14 protein-coding genes are annotated in these 17,633 nt (G+C 64.8%); 8 read left to right on the top strand and 6 right to left on the bottom strand.

Annotated elements, in window-relative coordinates; genetic code table 11:
* Window positions 1–93 precede the first annotated feature (93 nt).
* The 3 genes from XI08_RS30755 (at window position 94) to XI08_RS30745 (ending at window position 2,538) form a co-directional block, all read left to right on the top strand.
* Entirely contained in the window at window positions 94–1,464 is a 1,371-nt protein-coding gene (locus XI08_RS30755; protein ID WP_271577260.1) for a sensor histidine kinase, read from the top strand.
* A 7-nt stretch (window positions 1,465–1,471) separates the two neighbouring features.
* Window positions 1,472–2,125, top strand: coding sequence for a response regulator (locus tag XI08_RS30750; protein ID WP_271577259.1), 654 nt, complete (start codon window positions 1,472–1,474; stop codon window positions 2,123–2,125).
* Window positions 2,126–2,232: 107 nt separating this feature from the next.
* The gene (locus XI08_RS30745; protein WP_271577258.1) at window positions 2,233–2,538 is read left to right on the top strand and encodes a hypothetical protein; all 306 of its coding nucleotides are present in this window, start codon (window positions 2,233–2,235) and stop codon (window positions 2,536–2,538) included.
* 16 nt (window positions 2,539–2,554) lie between these two features.
* On the opposite strand, the gene XI08_RS30740 is transcribed toward XI08_RS30745, so the two are convergent.
* Window positions 2,555–3,142 (bottom strand): TetR family transcriptional regulator, encoded by a 588-nt coding sequence (locus XI08_RS30740; protein WP_271577257.1) that lies wholly within the window; start codon window positions 3,140–3,142, stop codon window positions 2,555–2,557.
* 542 nt (window positions 3,143–3,684) lie between these two features.
* Between XI08_RS30740 and purB the strand changes: the two genes are divergently transcribed.
* Window positions 3,685–4,992, top strand: coding sequence for an adenylosuccinate lyase (gene purB / locus XI08_RS30735; RefSeq protein WP_027548669.1), 1,308 nt, complete (start codon window positions 3,685–3,687; stop codon window positions 4,990–4,992).
* Between the two features lie 129 nt (window positions 4,993–5,121).
* Complete coding sequence (locus XI08_RS30730) at window positions 5,122–6,294, top strand: M20 aminoacylase family protein (RefSeq protein WP_271577256.1); 1,173 nt, start codon at window positions 5,122–5,124, stop codon at window positions 6,292–6,294.
* A 139-nt stretch (window positions 6,295–6,433) separates the two neighbouring features.
* Here XI08_RS30730 and XI08_RS30725 read toward each other — a convergent pair whose 3' ends face one another.
* Entirely contained in the window at window positions 6,434–8,287 is a 1,854-nt protein-coding gene (locus XI08_RS30725) for a CHASE3 domain-containing protein (RefSeq protein ID WP_333928589.1), read from the bottom strand.
* A gap of 202 nt (window positions 8,288–8,489) precedes the next feature.
* Between XI08_RS30725 and XI08_RS30715 the strand changes: the two genes are divergently transcribed.
* Complete coding sequence (locus XI08_RS30715; protein ID WP_271577255.1) at window positions 8,490–9,851, top strand: ABC transporter substrate-binding protein; 1,362 nt, start codon at window positions 8,490–8,492, stop codon at window positions 9,849–9,851.
* Window positions 9,852–9,915: 64 nt separating this feature from the next.
* On the opposite strand, the gene XI08_RS30710 is transcribed toward XI08_RS30715, so the two are convergent.
* Window positions 9,916–11,787: a caspase family protein gene (locus XI08_RS30710; RefSeq protein ID WP_271577254.1), complete on the bottom strand. Its 1,872-nt coding sequence runs from the start codon at window positions 11,785–11,787 to the stop codon at window positions 9,916–9,918.
* 127 nt (window positions 11,788–11,914) lie between these two features.
* Window positions 11,915–13,822, bottom strand: a complete 1,908-nt coding sequence (locus XI08_RS30705) for an acyl-CoA synthetase (RefSeq protein ID WP_271577253.1) — start codon at window positions 13,820–13,822, stop codon at window positions 11,915–11,917.
* A 251-nt stretch (window positions 13,823–14,073) separates the two neighbouring features.
* Between XI08_RS30705 and XI08_RS30700 the strand changes: the two genes are divergently transcribed.
* Both XI08_RS30700 and XI08_RS30695 read left to right on the top strand, forming a co-directional pair.
* Complete coding sequence (locus tag XI08_RS30700; RefSeq protein ID WP_271577252.1) at window positions 14,074–15,171, top strand: SecDF P1 head subdomain-containing protein; 1,098 nt, start codon at window positions 14,074–14,076, stop codon at window positions 15,169–15,171.
* 259 nt (window positions 15,172–15,430) lie between these two features.
* Window positions 15,431–16,237 (top strand): Crp/Fnr family transcriptional regulator, encoded by an 807-nt coding sequence (locus XI08_RS30695; protein WP_271577251.1) that lies wholly within the window; start codon window positions 15,431–15,433, stop codon window positions 16,235–16,237.
* 13 nt (window positions 16,238–16,250) lie between these two features.
* On the opposite strand, the gene XI08_RS30690 is transcribed toward XI08_RS30695, so the two are convergent.
* Both XI08_RS30690 and XI08_RS30685 read right to left on the bottom strand, forming a co-directional pair.
* Window positions 16,251–16,892 (bottom strand): glutathione S-transferase family protein, encoded by a 642-nt coding sequence (locus XI08_RS30690; RefSeq protein ID WP_271577250.1) that lies wholly within the window; start codon window positions 16,890–16,892, stop codon window positions 16,251–16,253.
* 131 nt (window positions 16,893–17,023) lie between these two features.
* Window positions 17,024–17,575 carry a cytochrome b gene (locus XI08_RS30685; protein ID WP_271577249.1) on the bottom strand — a complete coding sequence of 184 codons (552 nt, stop codon included), beginning with the start codon at window positions 17,573–17,575 and terminating at the stop codon, window positions 17,024–17,026.
* Between the last annotated feature and the right edge of the window lie 58 nt (window positions 17,576–17,633).

Genomic DNA, 17,633 nt, shown 5'->3' with positions numbered 1-17,633 from the left:
AAATTTGCCCGAGCTGCGATCCTGCCGTTCCCTGCGATTGGCAAGGCGCGGCGGCGTTGTTAGGCTGACCTTACCAAACTTTGGGGTGATCGCATGCGCCTCGTGCTTCAGCTTGTCGCCCGTCTGCTGCTCATCGTGGCGCTCTGCCTTGGCGCGGCGACCGTATGGGCCACGTTCGACGCCTATCGCAGCGTCGACCGGGCGACCGCGGCCTCGGCGCAGCGGGTCGCGCAGGCGCTTCAGGCGCTGTACTGGCACGAGCTGTTGTTGCGCAGCAGCAGAGCGCGCGAACATCTGCTGCCGGTTCCGGAGTGGCGCACGCTGGACACGATGAAGCTGATCTCGCCCGGCGTCTGCGTCGAGTTCCAGCCCGCCGCCGCATTCGAAAAGCCGCTCTGCGGCCAGAGCGAGGGGCTCGGCAAGACGCCGCCGCGCTGGTTCGCATCGATCGTGCCGACCTTCCTCGGCAGCCACGCGGAGGTGGTGCGGCCCGTCAGTCCGCGCGCCGCGGCCGCCGGCACGGTGGTTGCGACGCCCGATGCCGCGGCCGCGATCTCGCTCGCCTGGGACTACATCCTCAACGTCATCGACGTTGCGCTGCTGATGGCGGCGGCGATTGCGCTGCTGGCGTCGCTTGCGATCGCACATACGCTGGCGCCGGCGCGCACGATCGTCACAGCACTCCAGCGCATGGCACGCGGCCATTATCGGACAAGACTGCCGCGCTTCCGCTCGATGGAGCTTGCGATGATCGGGGGCGCCGTCGGCGAGCTCGGCACCCGGCTGGAGGAAGCCACCGAACAGCGCGCGGCGCTGACGCGGCGGCTGATCGAGATTCGCGACGACGAACGCCGCGCGCTTGCCCGCGAGCTGCACGATGAGTTCGGCCAAAACCTCGCGGCCATCCTCGCTTTCGCCAACACCATCGAGACGGCGAGCGCGAAGGAGAAAAGCGATAACGTCGTTGCGCAGGATGCGCGGATGATCTCGCAGGCCACGCATTATCTGATGGCCTCGCTGCGCGATGCCCTGAAACGCCTGCGCAATCCCCTGCCCGAGGAGCTTGGACTGGAGGCAAGCCTCGTCAATCTCGTCGACAGCTGGCGCTCGCAGAGCGCGGCGCGGCCGACCATCCAGCTCGACCTCAGGGGCGATCTCACCGACATCAGCGGCCCGGCCGCCACCACCGCCTATCGCGTCGCCCAGGAATGCCTGACCAACGCGCTGCGCCACAGTTCGGCACGCGAGATCTCCTTGCGCGTCGAGCGGCGCGCCGGCGAGGACGACGCGCTGCTGATCCGCGTCGAGGACGACGGCGGCGGCGATGCGGAACGCGTCGCACAGTCGGCCGGCTTCGGCCTCACCGGCATCCGCGAGCGCGTCGCAGCCGCCGGCGGGTCGCTCTCGATCCTGCCGGCCAGAGGCGGCCTCAGCGTCGCCGCCACCATCCCGCTCGCCGCGTGAGGCCGGGATGAGCGAGGTTGCAGCAACAGGCATCTCCGTGCTGCTGGTCGACGACCACCCCATCGTCCGGCAAGGCTACCGGCGCGTGCTGGAAAGCCAGGGCGATCTGCATGTCGTGGCGGAGGCCGACAACGCGGCAGATGCCTACGGCGCCTTCAAGGCGCACGACCCTGACGTCGTCGTGCTCGATATCTCGATGCCCGGTGCCAGCGGGCTGGAGGCGATCCGCAACATCCGCGCGCGCAGCCCGCGGGCGCGCATCCTGGTCTTCACCATGCACAACGAGGCCGTGCTGGTGAAGGCCGCCTTCAGCGCCGGCGCCTCTGGCTTCGTCACCAAGAGCAGCGAGCCGTCCGCGGTCGTGAATGCGATCCGCAGCGTCGCCCGCGGCGAGCGGGCCATGAGCGACGACATCGCGCATATCCTGGCCGAGGACAGCCTGTCGCCGACCGGTTCTGTGCTGGATCAACTGGGCGAACGCGAGATCGAGATCCTGCGCCAGTTCGCCGGCGGTGCCACCACCGAGCAGATCGCCTCACACCTCAATCTCAGCGTCAAGACGGTGCAGAACTATCACTATCTGATCAAGACCAAGACCGGCGCACGCACCGATGCGCAGCTGGTGCGGCTTGCGGCGAGCTGCGGGTTGACGAGAATCTAGCAGCGGGGCTGTCGGATTCCTCGAGCGACGTGTTGCTCTTGAATCTGCCGAGCGGGATGGAACGGAGGCCCTCCAGCTCCGGTTAGTAGTAGAGTGGAGGAATCGCCATGAGTAAGGCTCATCACAAGGCAGTCGACCATCCCCCGATCATCACCGTAGGCGAGCTCATCGACGAACTTTGCCGCTTGCCCGATACGGCCGTCGTCCACTTCCGCTGCCCGATGCTCGAGCAGGAACTGACATTCTACCGCCTTCGAAAGCGGTCAAAGGATATCGTCGAAATCGCGGTCAATACATATCCGGAGAGCCCGCCGGTCGTACCAGCAGCCAACGGCGCGTTTCACCCGCGCAGGCACGCAACTGCCTCGCCCTCCGTTCGCGAGGACGCGCTTCTTCACAAGGCAAGAGGTTGAGTTAGGCGTCGCGGCCTCACGCCACCTTCAATCCGCGCAGCAGCAGCGCGAGCGTCGCATCGACGCGCGCGGGCAGATCGGCGTCCTTCCACTCGTCGGCATGGGCCGGATGGTGGAAGCGGACGGTGGCATCGAAGATCGCGCGGGCGGTGGCCTTGACGTCGCCCACCTCGAACACGCCCTGCTTCACGCCGTCGGTCAGGATCGATGAGATCTGATCGATCATGGTGTCCTTGTGGCACTTGACGGCCGCGCAGGCCTCGCGTGCCAGGGTCAGATAGGTCTCGAACATCTCGGGGTCGTCGAGCACGCGCGAACGCTTGGCGGCGAACAGCGTGCGCAGCCAGCGGTCGAGCCTGTCAGGCGCCGGCCCCTGCTCCTTGGCAATCGCCAGGAGCGGCGCGTCGATACGGTCAAGCCAGCGTTTGGCAACGGCCTCGCGCAGCGAGGCCTTGCTTGGGAAATGGCGATAGACGCTGCCGTGGCTCACATCGAGCGCACGGGCAACGTCGACCACGGTGGCCTTGGCAAGTCCGTAGCGCCTGAGCACGTCCTCGGTAACTTCGAGGATCCGCTCCGGCGTCAAGACAACGGCTTCGTTCATGCCAGCACCATGTTCCCGCTCGGGGTTCATTTATCCGGCGATGGCGCTGCTTCCGAAGCGCCCTTGCCGGTCGTTCGGAAAACTCTCGCCTCAATGAGGCAGTTTTGCAGCCTGCGCCGCGATCTGGCGCGCCACCAGTAAATTGAGCCAATGCCCAATCGTCCCGGTCAAATTGATGATTTCGGTCGTCATTGTCGTAAGTCTCCATTCGTCCACGGTCCCCTCTCTTCAATTTCGTCCCTCGATCCGCATTTGTTTCGGACGTCGGGGCTTCCGGGGGTGGCCGCGGGATGCCCAATCGGAGCATCCGAGAACGGATATACACGTCCCGCTGACAGATTTCAATATCTGTCAGTCAATGATCCGTGATTGACAGTTACTTTTTGACCCGCCGACCCTGCGGGCGGGTCCAGCGGTCATCCCCCGTTACCTTGCCTCCACCGTTTGTTTCGCCCTCCCCGCTCTGCTAAATCACGGCGTAAAAAGCATTTTGGCCGGTCGCCGCCCCCTGGGGCCGCCGCCCACCTTCCTGGAGCAGTCTGATGATCCCCCGCTACACCCGCCCGGAAATGGCCTCGATCTGGGAGCCGCAGACCCGGTTCAAGATCTGGTTCGAGATCGAGGCGCATGCGGCGGACGCCCTGGCCGAGCTCGGGACGATCCCGAAACAGGCCGCCAAGACGGTCTGGGACAAAGCCCGTAACGCCACCTTCGACGTCGCCCGCATTGACGAGATCGAGCGCGAGACCAAGCACGACGTCATTGCCTTCCTCACCCACCTCGCCGAGATCGTCGGCCCCGAGGCGCGCTTCGTGCACCAGGGCATGACCTCCTCCGACGTGCTCGACACCTGCCTCAACGTCCAGCTCACCCGCGCCGCCGACCTGCTGCTCGCCGACCTCGACAAGGTGCTGGCGGCGCTGAAGAAGCGCGCCTTCGAGCACAAGATGACGCCGACCATCGGCCGCAGCCACGGCATCCATGCCGAGCCGGTGACCTTCGGCCTCAAGCTCGCCTATGCCTATGCCGAATTCTCGCGCGCCAAGGAGCGCCTGATCGCGGCGCGGAAGGAAGTTGCGACCTGCGCGATCTCCGGCGCCGTCGGTACCTTCGCGCAGATCGATCCGCGCGTCGAAGAGCACGTAGCAAAAGCCATGGGCCTCGTGCCCGAGCCGATCTCGACCCAGGTGATCCCGCGCGACCGCCACGCGATGTATTTCTCGACCCTTGGCGTGATCGCCTCCTCGGTCGAGCGCATTGCGGTCGAGATCCGCCACATGCAGCGCACCGAGGTGCTGGAGGCCGAAGAGTTCTTCTCCGAGGGACAGAAGGGCTCCTCCGCCATGCCGCACAAGCGCAACCCGGTGCTGTCCGAAAACCTCACCGGCCTCTCCCGCATGGTGCGCGCCTATGTGACGCCGGCACTGGAGAACGTCGTGCTCTGGCACGAGCGCGACATCTCGCACTCCTCCGCCGAGCGGATGATGGGACCCGATGCGACCGTGACGCTCGACTTCGCGCTGGTGCGCCTTGCCGGCCTGATCGACAAGCTGCTGGTGTATCCCGCCAACATGCAGAAGAATCTCGATCGCCTCGGCGGCCTCGTGCACTCCCAGCGCGTGCTGCTGGCGCTGACGCAGAAGGGCGCGAGCCGCGAGGACGCCTACAAGCTCGTGCAGCGCAACGCCATGCCGGTCTGGCGCGGCGAAGGCGACTTCCTCCAGCTCCTGAAGAAGGACACTGAAGTGAAGAAGTATCTCACCGACGCCGAGATCGAGGAGCAGTTCGACCTCGGCTATCACCTCAAGCACGTCGACACGATCTTCAAGCGCGTGTTCGGCGAGAGCTGATTATTCTCGTCATTCCGGGGCACGCGAAGCGTGAACCCGGAATCTCGCGCTACGATCTCCAGATTCCGGGTTCGATGCTACGCATCGCCCCGGAATGACGAGAGAACCCAAAAGAAACGGATCCCCCTCATGCCCATCGTCAACCGCATCGCCGCACTCTCCGACGAAATGGCCGCCTGGCGCCATGACTTCCACGAGAACCCGGAGCTGCTCTACGAAGTCCACCGCACCGCCGGCATCGTCGCCGAGAAATTGCGCGCGTTCGGCTGCGACGAGGTGGTGACGGGCATCGGCCGCACCGGCGTGGTCGGCGTGATCCGCGGCCGCAAATCCGCTTCCGGCAAGACGATTGGCCTGCGCGCCGACATGGACGCGCTACCGATCATGGAGACGTCGGGCGTGCCCTACGCCTCCAAGGTCCCCGGCAAGATGCACGCCTGCGGCCATGACGGCCACACCGCGATGCTGCTGGGCGCGGCAAAATATCTCGCCGAGACGCGCAATTTCGACGGCAGCGCAATCATGATCTTCCAGCCCGCCGAGGAAGGCGGCGGCGGCGGCAAGGCCATGGTCGAGGATGGGCTGATGACGCGCTGGAACATCCAGGAAGTGTACGGCATGCACAACATGCCGAACCTGCCCGAAGGTCATTTCGCGACCACCCCCGGCGCGATGCTCGCCTCCTCCGACAACATCCAGATCACGGTCCACGGCAAGGGCGGTCACGCCGGCGCGGGTCCGCACAAATCGGTCGACAGCGTGCTGATCGGCTCGCAGATCGTCAATGCGCTGCAATCGATCGTCGCGCGCAACGTCGATCCGCTCAAATCCGCGGTCATCTCGATCACGCAATTCCACTCCGGCACCGCCTTCAACATCATCCCGGAGGTTGCCGAGCTCGGCGGCACCGTGCGTACGCTCGACCCCGAGGTGCGCGATCTCGTCGAGCGCCGCATCGGCGAGGTCGCCGAGAGCGTCGCCCGCGCCTATGGCGGCTCGGCGGAGACGAAATACACGCGGATGTATCCGGTGACGATGAACCATGCGCGCGAGGCTGGCCTTGCCGCCGACGTCGCCCGCGACATCGTCGGCGCCGACCGCGTCAACGACAAGTTCATTCCGATGATGGGCGCCGAGGACTTCTCCTTCATGCTCGAAGCGCGTCCCGGCGCGATGGTGCTGGTCGGCATGGGCGACGGCAACGAATGCCACCACCCGTCCTATATCTTCAACGACAACATCCTCGGCCACGGCGCCTCGTTCTGGGTGCGCCTGATCGAGACGAGGTTGCCGGCGGCTTGAGACTGTATTCGCTGCACGTGTAGCCCGGGTGAGCGCAGCGACACCCGGGAACGCGAATACCGATCCTCTTGACGTCGCGGATGTCGCTTTCGCTCATCCGGGCTACATTCCCGCAGAGGACCAGGCGACGCGGAGCCCGTCATCGCGCCGCAGAACGTCGACCACTTGCCTCCTCCGCCTCCAGCAGGCGAGATGCGGTCTCGTCCAACGCAAGAGGCAGGGTGAACTGAAAGAAGGCGCCCCGCGGCTCGTTTGCGCCGGCCGACATCCGCCCGCCATGCGCCTCGATGATCGAGCGGCAGATGGCGAGACCCATCCCCATGCCTGTGGGCTTGGTGGTGTAGAAGGCTTCGAACAGGCGCTCCACGTTCTTCGGATCCAGCCCTGGACCGGAATCCCGCAAGGTGACGTGGACGCCGTCCGATCCATGCCGACCGGTGCTGATCAGCAACTCGCGTCCCCCCTCGCCGACCGCGGCCATCGCCTCGATCGCGTTGACGATCAGGTTGAGCACGACTTGCTGAAGTTGAACCCGATCTGCCTGAACCGGCGGCAAGCCCTCGGCAAATTGCGTCCGCACCGACACGCCGTTCTTGAACGCTTCGCTGCGTGTCAGCGCGATGACCTCAAGCACCGCCTGGTTGATCTCCAGAGTCTCCTTTTGCGGGGGCGCGTTCCTGATCAGCGCCCGGATCCGGCCGATGATGTCACCGGCTCGCATGCCGTCCTTTGTGATCCAGTCGAGCGTCTGTCGAACCCGCTCCAGATTTGGCGGTTGGGCCTCCAGCCAATTCACCCCGGCCTCGGCGTTCGCGATTATCGCGGCGATCGGCTGGTTGACTTCGTGGGCGATCGAAGCGGTTAGTTGCCCCATCGTGGTGACGCGATTGGCGTGCGCGAGCTCCATCAGCGCTTCACGGTAGCGCCGCTCGAGTTCGCGGCCTTCGGCTTCCGCCCGCTTGAGAGGCGTCAGATCGAGGACAAAGCCGACGCCATTCTCCGCACCTTCTCCAAACATGGTCCCGCCGATCAGCACCGGCACACGGCTTCCGTCCTTCCGCACATACTCCTTCTCGAATGGCTGGGCCGTCCCGACCCGCTTCAGTTCCGCCACGGTTTGCACGTCGCGGGCGCGCCATTCCGGCGGCGTGAGGTCGGTCCGATGCAGGCGCCCTGCGTTGAGATCTTCCCGGTCGTATCCCACGATGCGCAGGAATGCATCGTTGGCCTCGAGAATGCGCCCCTCGACTTCCCAGATGATGATGCCGATGATGTTGGCATCGAACAGGCGCCTGATCTTGATATCCCGTGCTGCAAGATCACTCTGGAGCTGGATATTCTCCTCGATCGCCTTTCTCCGCCGTTTCGTTTCGAGCCGCGCGAGCGCCAGCGCCGCGCCGGCCAGCGCGATGACGAGGACAACGGCGCCAGCGATCAGCCAGGTCCAGCGTTGCTCGAATGCTTCGGCGCGCGCCTCCCGGTCGGCGAGCCGAAAGCGCTCGTGATCCACCATCTGGTCGATTTGCGAGCGGATCTCGTCCATGCTGCGGATCATTGCCAGCGCGGCCAGCCCGGACGTGCCGGCCGTCTTCAGCAGCTCGTCGATCTCGCGCAGCGTGGCTGTAACGGTCAGCGCCAGATGGCCGGCCCGAAGGCCCTGCAACGGGTCGTCCGCGACCAACATCTGCAGCGCCTGAGCCTCCCGCCGTACACTTTCGTCAGAGACGCCGTAGGCCTTGAGATAGGCCGGGTCGAGGGTCATGAGATACCCGCGCCTTTCAGTCTCCAGTTCCGCGACGATCGCCCGCAGCCGATCGAGCGTTTCGAGGACCTGGCGGCTATGTTCGATGAAGTGATGAACTGCTTGCCGCTCCTGCCAATATTGCAGGCCGAGGAAGCTGGTCGCCGCAAACAAGGTCACAAGCACTGCGACCGCAAGGATCAGCGGACGAGCAAACCATCGCAGAGGCAGGGCCCGAACAGGAACGGACATTGGCCGTGGGTCTTCGATGCTCGTGTGACCGCGCGTGTTCTGGTGCCGACGCCAGAGCATGACAGGACAATAGCACGGATAGGGAGGTCGGGAACCCGACATTCATCGGATACGCCAGGCGGGAGGGCCGTGATGTCGCAGGGCTGCGGCCCCGAGCGTGTGCTATGGATGAATGCCCTTGGTTGATTCAAGGAGCATCATCATGGCACAGGGTGAAAACTCATTGAGCCATCCGGCGAGCCGGCGCAGTTTCATCAAGGGACTGGGGGCGGCTGGCGCGGGCCTGACCGCGCTGCCGCGCTGGAGCTTTGCCGAGGATCCCGCTGCGGCTTACGCCAACGCCGCGATCGACTGGAAGCAATTTGCGGGGCAGACGATCGCGCTTTCGGGCGCGATCCATCCGTGGTCGAACGCGATCACGCCGCTGTTGCCGGAGTTCACCATACTCACCGGCATCAACGTCACCATCGATTTCCAACTGGAAACCACCTACCTCGGCGCGCTGCCGATCAGGCTCGCTCGCGGCAGTAGCACGCCCGACGTCTTCATGTTCACGACCTATGGTCAGGGCATCTCGAACGGATGGGTGGAGCCACTGAACGGCTACTATTCCCAGAGGTCGCTGACCGACCCCGCCTGGTATGACGAGAGCGACCTGCTCAGGACGGCCCGAGCCTTCCCGCTGTGGTCGGACGGCGAACGGTACGCCGTCCCGATTACCTCGGAGGCAATGACCCTGTTCATCAACAGCGATGCGCTGGCAGCCAAGGATCTGCCGATTCCGCAGACTTTCGAGGAGCTGCTTGTCGCCGCCAAGGCGGTCAAGACCAACGGGATGTCGGGGATCGCGATGCGGGCTCAGGCCAGCGGCAATTCCTCCCCACCGGCCATGGGCTTCCTGTTCTCCTACGGCGGGGCCATGGTCGAACACAACAGGGTCGCTTTCGCGAGCCCGGAGGGGATCGCGGCCGTCGAGATGTACGGACAGCTGCTCGGTCAGGCCGGGCCTGCCGGCGTCGGCAGCTATGAATGGTACCACGTGCTGGACGACTTCCTGCAGGGGCGGACGGCCATGGCGATCGACAGCAGCAACTTCGCGACCGACATCTCCAATCCCGCGAAAAGCCGTGTCGCCAAGCAGGCCGGATTTGCAACCTTCCCGCATCTCGCCGGTCGCGGACCCGTCCCCTTCATGTCGCACTGGCAGGCGTGCATCAATTCCAGATCTCGAAACAAGCGGGCGGCTTTCCTGTTCCTGCTCTGGGCGACGAGCAAGGCGACCTCGCTGCGCACTGCTGCAGCGGGGCTGGCGACGACACGCGTGTCGGCCTGGTCGAGCGAGGGCTTCAAGAAGGCGTTCGGGCCGCAGGCCGCCGAGGCGGCGCTGACAAACTTGCAGAATGCCGACGTCGACCGCGCCAAGGCAATTCTTTTCCATCCGCGTTCGAGACTGATCCTGGACGCCTTCATGATCGGCGTGAACGAAGTGGTCAACGGTGCGAAATCGGCGAAGGATGCGATGACGGGCGCGGCCGAAAGGGCCAATGCGGCGATCCGCGGGTAGCGGCGATGCGTTGTCCAAACAACGACCTGAAGCGCGATGGCGATTCATCCTCATCGCATCACGCTTAGTTGCATATCTCCGTTGTGTACGTCATGCCTCTGCTCGTCTCCGTTCCGAGACGGCACCCTTTTCCGACCGGCCTGCAGATACCGCTGCGGCAGATCATCTGCCCGGACGCTTGCGACTTTGGTGCCGCGGATTCCGCCTCTTTCCGGTCCTGATCGCGCTTCTTCGAGTCCTCGCGCGTCGCAACCGGCTTCTTCTCCTGCACCTTCTCGCATTCGTTGTCGTCCCCGACGCGATAGCCGGCGCGGCAGGTGATCTTCACGCATTGATCGCCGTCGGCCTTGAAGCCGAAATTGCACACGAGCGGGCAGACCCGTCCCTGCTTCGTCTTCAGTGCATCGAGCGCGTCAACGCTCGCCAGCTTCACGTCAAACTTGGTGCCGGCATATTTGTTGAACAGCGTCAGCGAACGCTGCGCGGCCGAACTCCACTCGCCCTCCGCAGCCGAGGTCAGGCAGCCGACCCGGCGCAATTCGCTCTGCACTGATTTCGCCAGATCGGCCGCCGATACGGTCGATGTCGGCGCGGGTGCGAGCGCGGCCACTTTCTGGTTTTCGCCGTCGGGCAACATCTGCCGGTCGGCCGTCTGCTTCGTCGCCCCGGCGGCGGCCTCTTTCTCCGCCGCCTGCTTGGCGGCCAGCTCGGCCTTGGCCTTCTCCGCCGCCTGCTTCTCCGCAAGCGCTCTTGCAGCGGCGGCCTCGGCCGCCTTGCGCTGCTGCTCGGCAGCATCGGCTCTGGCCTGCTCGATCGCTTTCGCCTTCTCCGCCGCGATCCTGGCTTCTTCCGCCGCCTTGGCCGCGGCGGCCGCCTTCTCCTGCTCGGCCTTCTGGGCACGCTCGGCGATGAGTCTTGCCTTCTCGTGCTCGGCCGCTTTCGCCTTTTGCTCAGCCGTCGCGCGTGTTTCTTCAGCGGTGATCTTGTTCAATTGCCCCTTGGCCAGATTGGCATAGAAGCCGTCGGGATATTGCCCCAGAAAGGCTTCCCAGCCGTCGCGTGTGCCGAGCTGCAGCGCGAGCTCATAATCCCTGCGAATGGCATCCTGCGGATTCGCCTGCGGACCTGTGGCAGCGGGCTTGGCCGCAACCAGCGGGACATCGTCACCGCCGAGCGAACCGTAGACATACGGCTCCTGCTTGTAGCCGGTGGTCTTGAGCACGTCGTCGCGCACGAAGCCAAAGGCCTTGCGCAGATCGAGGCCAGGCTTTGGCAGATGATCGGCCAAGGCGGTTGCGAACGGGCTATTCCTCAAGTCACCGTCTGATGCTGTCGAACCGGCTTTGGCCGCGAACGCAATCATCGTATTCGGACTGGTCGGCTCAACCTTGGCAAGCCCGCGGCCGATCGCACGGGAGGCCACCGTCCGCTTCATGCTCTTGGCGAACGGGTTGTCGCGGCAGGCATCAAGGATAACGAGCCGAAGCTGCTTGGCTGTCTCGATCGTCACCAGCACGCGATCGAGCGGCAGCGCCTCGTCATAGACGTCGGTATCGGTCTCAAGCGTCGCGTCGGTCGGGATGAGATAGTTCGCGCCGTCCACCTCCATGCCATGGCCGGCGTAGTAGACCACGGCAACATCTGCGTCGCGCGTCCTGCTACCAAATTCGCGCAGCGCCTTGCGCATCTCGGACGCGCTGAGGTCCTGCCTGACATCGACCGTGTCGAAGCCGGCTCTCCTCAGTACGCCGCCGATCAGGCTGGCGTCGCTCACGGGGTTTGCCAGCTTCGGCACGCTCTTGTAGGCGGAATTGCCGATCACAAGGGCGACCCGCTTCTCGGCTTGGGCCGGTCCGCAGATGAGCCAGATCGCAATAATCAACAAACCAAACAATCGAAGCGGAATCACTTGCAGTCCCCGCCGATGCAATTCCATCACAATATTCGCAGCATGGCCGAATGCAAACGTCCCGAGCGTGACGTGCATCACACAAAGGCTTCGAAAGCGGAGTCATGGATAATTCCCGGGTGTGTCTCGCCCCGAGGGTGATGCTGTTTCGCACCTATTCGTGCACCACCTCGTGGCGCATCACGAATGGTGCAAGCAGCGCGTGTACCTCTTGGCCAACGAGCGCGCGCTGATCCTCCGGCAGGCCGGTAAGCGTCACGGTGGCGATCGAGCCGTGGCTGCCGTGGGCGCCGACCTTGACCTTGCAGTCGATGCCGCGCTCGGCGAGCGGCGCCAGTACATTGGTGAACACGCGCTGCGCGGCATCCCAGCGCAGCTGCGGCTTGAACACCTTGCCGACACCCGTTACCGGCATCGGGTCGATCGGGATGACCTGCACCGGTACGGCAGCACGCTCCGGCGTGCGCTCGCGCACCCACGCCTCGAGTTCGCCCGGCGCGACGGTCGCGCCCGGCTTCAACTGCACGTAACCCACGGGCAGTTCGCCCGCATAGGCGTCGGGCTGGCCGACCACCGCGGCGAAGCCGACGGCCGGATGGCGGAACATGATCTCCTCGATCGGCGCCGGATCGATGTTGTGGCCGCCGCGGATGACGAGATCCTTGGCGCGGCCGGTGATCCAGAGATAGCCATCGGCGTCCAGCCGGCCGAGATCGCCGGAATTGACCCAGACCTCGTCGACGAAGGCGCCCTTGTTGTGATCGTCGTTGAGATAGCCGCCGAACACGCCGGGCCCGGCCATGACGACGACGCCGATCTCGTCCGGCGCGCAGTCGCGGATCAGACGGCCGTCGGCGTCGAGCTGCACGATGCGCACGCGCGCATAAGGCATGGGAAGGCCGACCGAGCCGAGCCGGATCGGCCGCGACGGATAGGCCAGCGTGTGCACGCTCGACGTCTCGGTCATGCCGTAGACCTCGACCACCGGCAGCTTCAGCTTGTCCTGGATCGCCGAGCCGACCGCGACGGGGATCGCCGAGCCGCCGCCGGCGGCATATTTCAGGCTGGAGATATCCGCATTGCCCGGCGGCACCGCCAGCGTCGCGGCCAGGACCGTCGGCACGCTCGACAGCGCCTCGGGCTTGAAGCGTTCGACCAGCCCCCAGATGTTCTTCACCGAATTCGGGTTGCGCCATCCGCTCGGCGACAGCACGACCAGCGAGCCGCCGCTCGACAGCGTCAGCAGCACCTGCGTCAGCGATCCGCCGACGTGAAACAGCGGCATGCCGAACAGCAGGTTGGACCCCGGCCTCGGCTTCAGCAGCAGATTGAGCGCCCAGGCCTGATAGACCTGGTTGGCGTGAGTATGCCGCACCAGCTTTGGCGTGCCGGTGGTGCCGCCGGTGTGGAAATAGGCGGCGATATCGCTGCCGAGAATCGTGCGTCCGCTGACCAGCCGGTCTGACGGCTGCTGCTTGATGAGATCGTTGAAGGCAAAGATTCCCTTGGCGGGGTCGCCGCCACCGAACACCTGCACGATCGCCTTGAGATGCTTGAGCTGCGGGCGGATCTGCTCGACCTTCTGCCAGATGTCGGTGCCGGGCATCGGCCCGAGCGCCACCAGGATCTTCGTGTTCGCGGCCTCCAGGATCTCCGCGATCTGGTGCGGCTCGAGCAGCGGATTGACGGGATTGGCGATGCCGGCGGCTTCCGCGCCGAACAGCGTAACGAAGGCGTCGGGCACCAGCGGCAGCATGAAGCTGATGACGTCGCCCTTCTCCGCGCCGAGCGCGTGAAACATGTTGGCGGCCTGCGTGACGCGGCCGATGAAGTCGCGGTACGTGACCACGACCGGCGTATCGGCCGGGTCGGCGTTTTGCAGGAACTGGATCGCAGCGCCGTCGGGATTGCGCTCCGCACCGAGCCTGATCGCGTCATAGGTGCTCTCGGCCGCGACGCGATCGGCGTAAGGGACCTGCTCGAAGGCCCGGACCTCTTCGTCGGCCGCCAGGTCCGGATAGTCGTTGCCGATCAGCCGATCGAGTACGTGGATGCCCGCCATGAAATTCCGTCCTCCCTCAGATGCATGTCCCCGCCCCCCTGTCTTTTGACATTTTGGATCGGCGAGGCCTCGACCGATTGGCCGGTCGAGCGCGAACACAATGATGGATGATTTGGCGTTCGTCTATTGCCTAGCGGCTGCGGCGACGGGTGCCGGTTCGGACGGAATTTGAACCTCCGCGGCCGATCCGGGGACCAAGAACAGGCATCGGATTCGCCTGCCAGCGTCCTGCCGCAAGACTTGAGGTCATCATGACTATGCCCCTGCGGGATCGCATCGGAAGGCTGATCGCCCTGCTCGCCATAACTTCGGTGGTTCTGGCATCGGCGATCGCGTTGCCCGGCGCGGCGCTCGCCGAGGACAGCCAGCTCGACAAGATGCGCGCCAAGATCGCGGCCTTCGTCGCCGACAAGATGGAGAAGCTGGGCGGCTCGCGCATCGTCTACAAGGTGGACAGCGATGGCCTGCGCGAGAGCGTTGTCACGGATTTGCGCGACGACGTCTACAAGACCTTACGCGAGGGCAAGATCGCCTTTTCCGGTCTTGCGATCCGCGACGGCGGCGTCGAATTGAAGATCGCGGACGCCAAGGGCCGCGACGAGTTGAAGCGCAAGCTCGCCTCAGCCGCGGAGGGATTGCCATCGCATGCGCTCGCCGTGACCGACGGCGGCGACGGACTGGTCAGGCTCGCCCCGACCGATGCCGCATCCGCGGCTCGGCTGCGCGATCTCGTCGAAGATTCCATCGCCATGATCGAGCAGCGCCTCAAGGATGCCGGCATCAACCTCGCCAGCGTCCAGCCCGATGGCACGGATCGCATCCGCATTTTCATCCCGGGCATGGTGGAGCCCGGGCGCGTGACCGAGGTCTTCGCCAGGAAGGTCAAGGTCGGCTTCCGCCTGATCGACCTCTCGATGCCGGCGGAGCAGGCACAATCCGGCACGCCGCCGACTGGCACCGAAGTGCTGCCCGGCTTCAAGGACAGCCGGCATTACCTGGTCGCCAAGGAGAGTGCGCTCGACGGCGACGACATCAGCTATGCCGGCCCCGGCTTTGCGAGCGGCACGAAGGACCCGATCGCCTCGTTCCGCTTCAACGGCCGCGGCACGCGGCGCTTCGCCCACATCACCGCAGAGAACGTCGGAAGACCCTTCGCCATCGTGCTCGACGACAAGGTGATCTCCGCCCCGGTGATCCGCGAGCCCATCACCGGCGGCTCCGGCCAGATCTCCGGCAATTTCACCCTGGAAGAAGCCAACAGCGTCGCCATGTTGCTGCGCGCCGGGTCGCTGCCGGGGCACCTCGGCCTCGTCGAGCAGCAGGTGATCCAGCCCGCCGGCAAGCCATAAGGCGGAGATCGCCCGACGCCCCGCCTCGCCGGGGCCCCTGGTCGATCAACCGCGCCGAAGCCCGCGCCCCGGGGAGCCGAATCACGGGGCTCCACGGCCATACGCACCCAACGGGCAATTGCCGAAACGCCCGATCAGGCTAAAATTTGCCTCTTGCGGCATGACGGCCGAAGGCTTCATTCAAGCGGTCGTCATTCGATTTCGGCTATACGTGTCGAGCATACCGACCAGGACTGAAAGCCTTACGCGGGGTTAGTACATGCCGTCCGGCAGCGCAGACATTTCCTCGATCCTCGACCGCATTCTCGATGCGGCGACGGACAATCTCAGGATCGCGAAGATCCTGGTCCAGATGGGCCTCGATCCCAACAACGTCACCTACGACGCGATCTTCAATCGGATGCTGGAGATCTTTGTCCAGAACATCACCCTGGCCAATCTGTTCGCCGCGGTCGGCGCCGGCTTCTTCGTTGCCACCCTCCTGATGCGGACGATGGTGCCCCTGCGGGTCGCCAACATGATTGGCTGCGTGTTCTTCTCCATTTTCGGCGCGCTCTCGGCCAACGTCTCGACGTTCCTCCTTTATCTGCTGCTGCTTCCGATCAACGCCTTGCGCCTGCGGCAGATGCTCAAGCTGGTCAAGAAGGCGCGCCATGCGGCCGAAGGCGACATGTCGATCGAGTGGCTCAAGCCGTTCATGACCGAGCGCAAGTATCGCAGTGGCGATACGCTCTTCAAACTGGGTGATCCCGCCAAGGAGATGCTTCTCACGGTCACCGGCAAGTTCCTGGTCAAAGAGATCAATGTCGAGATCGGGCCCGGAGCTCTCATGGGAGAGCTCGGCTTCCTCACGCCGGACAACCGGCGCACCGGAACGATCGAATGCATCGAAGACGGACAGGTGCTGACGATCACCTATGACCGCTTGCTCGAGATCTATTTTCAGGACCCGCAGTTCGGCTATTACTTCCTGGTGCTGACCAGCCAGCGCCTGCTGCAGAACATCGATCGCTTGCAGAAGCAGCTGGCGAGCGAGCGGGCGGCGACCACGAACAGGATCGCGTGATCGGCACCGCCGCTCAGCTCAGCAGCAGCGCCATGCCGGGATCGCCCTTCTCCATCGCGCGCCGATAGGCCGCCCGCGCGCCGATGCGGCCGAGATAGTTCACCACATTCGGACAGCGCGACAGATCATAGGGCTGGAAGTAGCGCATCGTGGTGAGCGAAAAGCCCGTCATGATGTCGGCGGTGGTGAAGGTGTTGCCCGCCAGATATTCGGCGTCGCGAACACGCGCATCGACCAGATCGAAGGCGCGGTCGACGCGCCCCCTGGTCACGGCCAGCATCGGATTGTCCTCGGCGAGCTTGAGCCGGTTCAGGATCATCAGCCGGCCCATGCCGGCCTGCAGCGTGCCGTTGGCGAAGTGAAACCAGTACAGGAACTGCGCGAAATCAGGATGATCTGGGCGGAGCGCAAGGCGTCCATTGCCGTGTTTGGCCATGATGTAATCGACGATGGCGCCGGACTCGGCGAGCACGAAGTCGCCGTCGGTGATCACGGGTGCTGTCCCGATCGGATGCAGCGCCTTGTAGTCCGGCGGCGCCAGCATGGTAACGGGATCGCGCGCGTAGCGCTTCAGCTCGTAGGGGATTTCGAGCTCCTCGCACAGCCAGACGATGCGCTCGGACTGCGACTTGCCGAGATGATGGACGGTGAGCATGGCGCCTCCTGGAGACACGTGACGTCGCATCATACCCCGTCATAGCGAACGCAGCGAAGCAATCCAGACTGTCACCGCGGAAAGATTCTGGATTGCTTCGCTGCGCTCGCAATGACGATGTGGAGAGACCCCTACCCCGCCTCGTCCGTCACCATCCGTGCGACCACGCGGTCGCGGCGGATGAAGTGGTGCCAGAGGGCGGCGACGACGTGAACCGCGATCAGGGCGAGCAGCACATAGGCAAAGAGGATGTGGCGGTCCTCATAGGCGCGCGCGGCTTCGCGGTCGGGAGAGGTGAATTGCGGCACGTGAAACAGGCCGAAGAAGTCCGAGTAATCAGGCGCGTGCGCGCCGGAATGCGCCCAGCCGAGCATGATGACGACAATGACGGCAAGATAAAGCGCGCCATGGCTGATGCGGGCGGCGAGCTTCTGCCAGGGCCGGCTGTCGGCCGGCAGCGCCGGCGTCGGGTTGAAAGCGCGCCAGACCAGACGCAGCACGGTGAGCAGCAGGATCATGTAACCGATATCGGCATGGATCGAGCGGTAGAAGAAGCGGTCGGGCCGCGCCGGGATGTGATTCATCCACCAGCCGAAGCCGACCATGCCGAGGATCGCCAGCGCCAGGAGCCAGTGCAGCCACCGGGCAACGCTGCCCCAGCCGTTACTGGTGTTTCTGATCATATCGGCTCCCCGGGATTTTGCGGAGATGTCCCTGCCCGCAGCGCAGCATGGCCGCAGA

The organism is Bradyrhizobium sp. CCBAU 11361, assembly GCF_028128935.1.
Taxonomy (GTDB): domain Bacteria; phylum Pseudomonadota; class Alphaproteobacteria; order Rhizobiales; family Xanthobacteraceae; genus Bradyrhizobium; species Bradyrhizobium niftali.
Note: the sequence above shows the minus strand (reverse complement) of the source record. Positions and strands in the feature narration are given on the sequence as shown.

Coding starts and splice junctions, on each gene's coding strand:
- XI08_RS30755 (WP_271577260.1), top strand. CDS start 94: ATGCGCCTCGTGCTTCAGCTTGTCGCCCGTCTGCTGCTCATCGTGGCG.
- XI08_RS30750 (WP_271577259.1), top strand. CDS start 1,472: ATGAGCGAGGTTGCAGCAACAGGCATCTCCGTGCTGCTGGTCGACGAC.
- XI08_RS30745 (WP_271577258.1), top strand. CDS start 2,233: ATGAGTAAGGCTCATCACAAGGCAGTCGACCATCCCCCGATCATCACC.
- XI08_RS30740 (WP_271577257.1), bottom strand. CDS start 3,142: ATGAACGAAGCCGTTGTCTTGACGCCGGAGCGGATCCTCGAAGTTACC.
- purB (WP_027548669.1), top strand. CDS start 3,685: ATGATCCCCCGCTACACCCGCCCGGAAATGGCCTCGATCTGGGAGCCG.
- XI08_RS30730 (WP_271577256.1), top strand. CDS start 5,122: ATGCCCATCGTCAACCGCATCGCCGCACTCTCCGACGAAATGGCCGCC.
- XI08_RS30725 (WP_333928589.1), bottom strand. CDS start 8,287: ATGTCCGTTCCTGTTCGGGCCCTGCCTCTGCGATGGTTTGCTCGTCCG.
- XI08_RS30715 (WP_271577255.1), top strand. CDS start 8,490: ATGGCACAGGGTGAAAACTCATTGAGCCATCCGGCGAGCCGGCGCAGT.
- XI08_RS30710 (WP_271577254.1), bottom strand. CDS start 11,787: ATGGAATTGCATCGGCGGGGACTGCAAGTGATTCCGCTTCGATTGTTT.
- XI08_RS30705 (WP_271577253.1), bottom strand. CDS start 13,822: ATGGCGGGCATCCACGTACTCGATCGGCTGATCGGCAACGACTATCCG.
- XI08_RS30700 (WP_271577252.1), top strand. CDS start 14,074: ATGACTATGCCCCTGCGGGATCGCATCGGAAGGCTGATCGCCCTGCTC.
- XI08_RS30695 (WP_271577251.1), top strand. CDS start 15,431: ATGCCGTCCGGCAGCGCAGACATTTCCTCGATCCTCGACCGCATTCTC.
- XI08_RS30690 (WP_271577250.1), bottom strand. CDS start 16,892: ATGCTCACCGTCCATCATCTCGGCAAGTCGCAGTCCGAGCGCATCGTC.
- XI08_RS30685 (WP_271577249.1), bottom strand. CDS start 17,575: ATGATCAGAAACACCAGTAACGGCTGGGGCAGCGTTGCCCGGTGGCTG.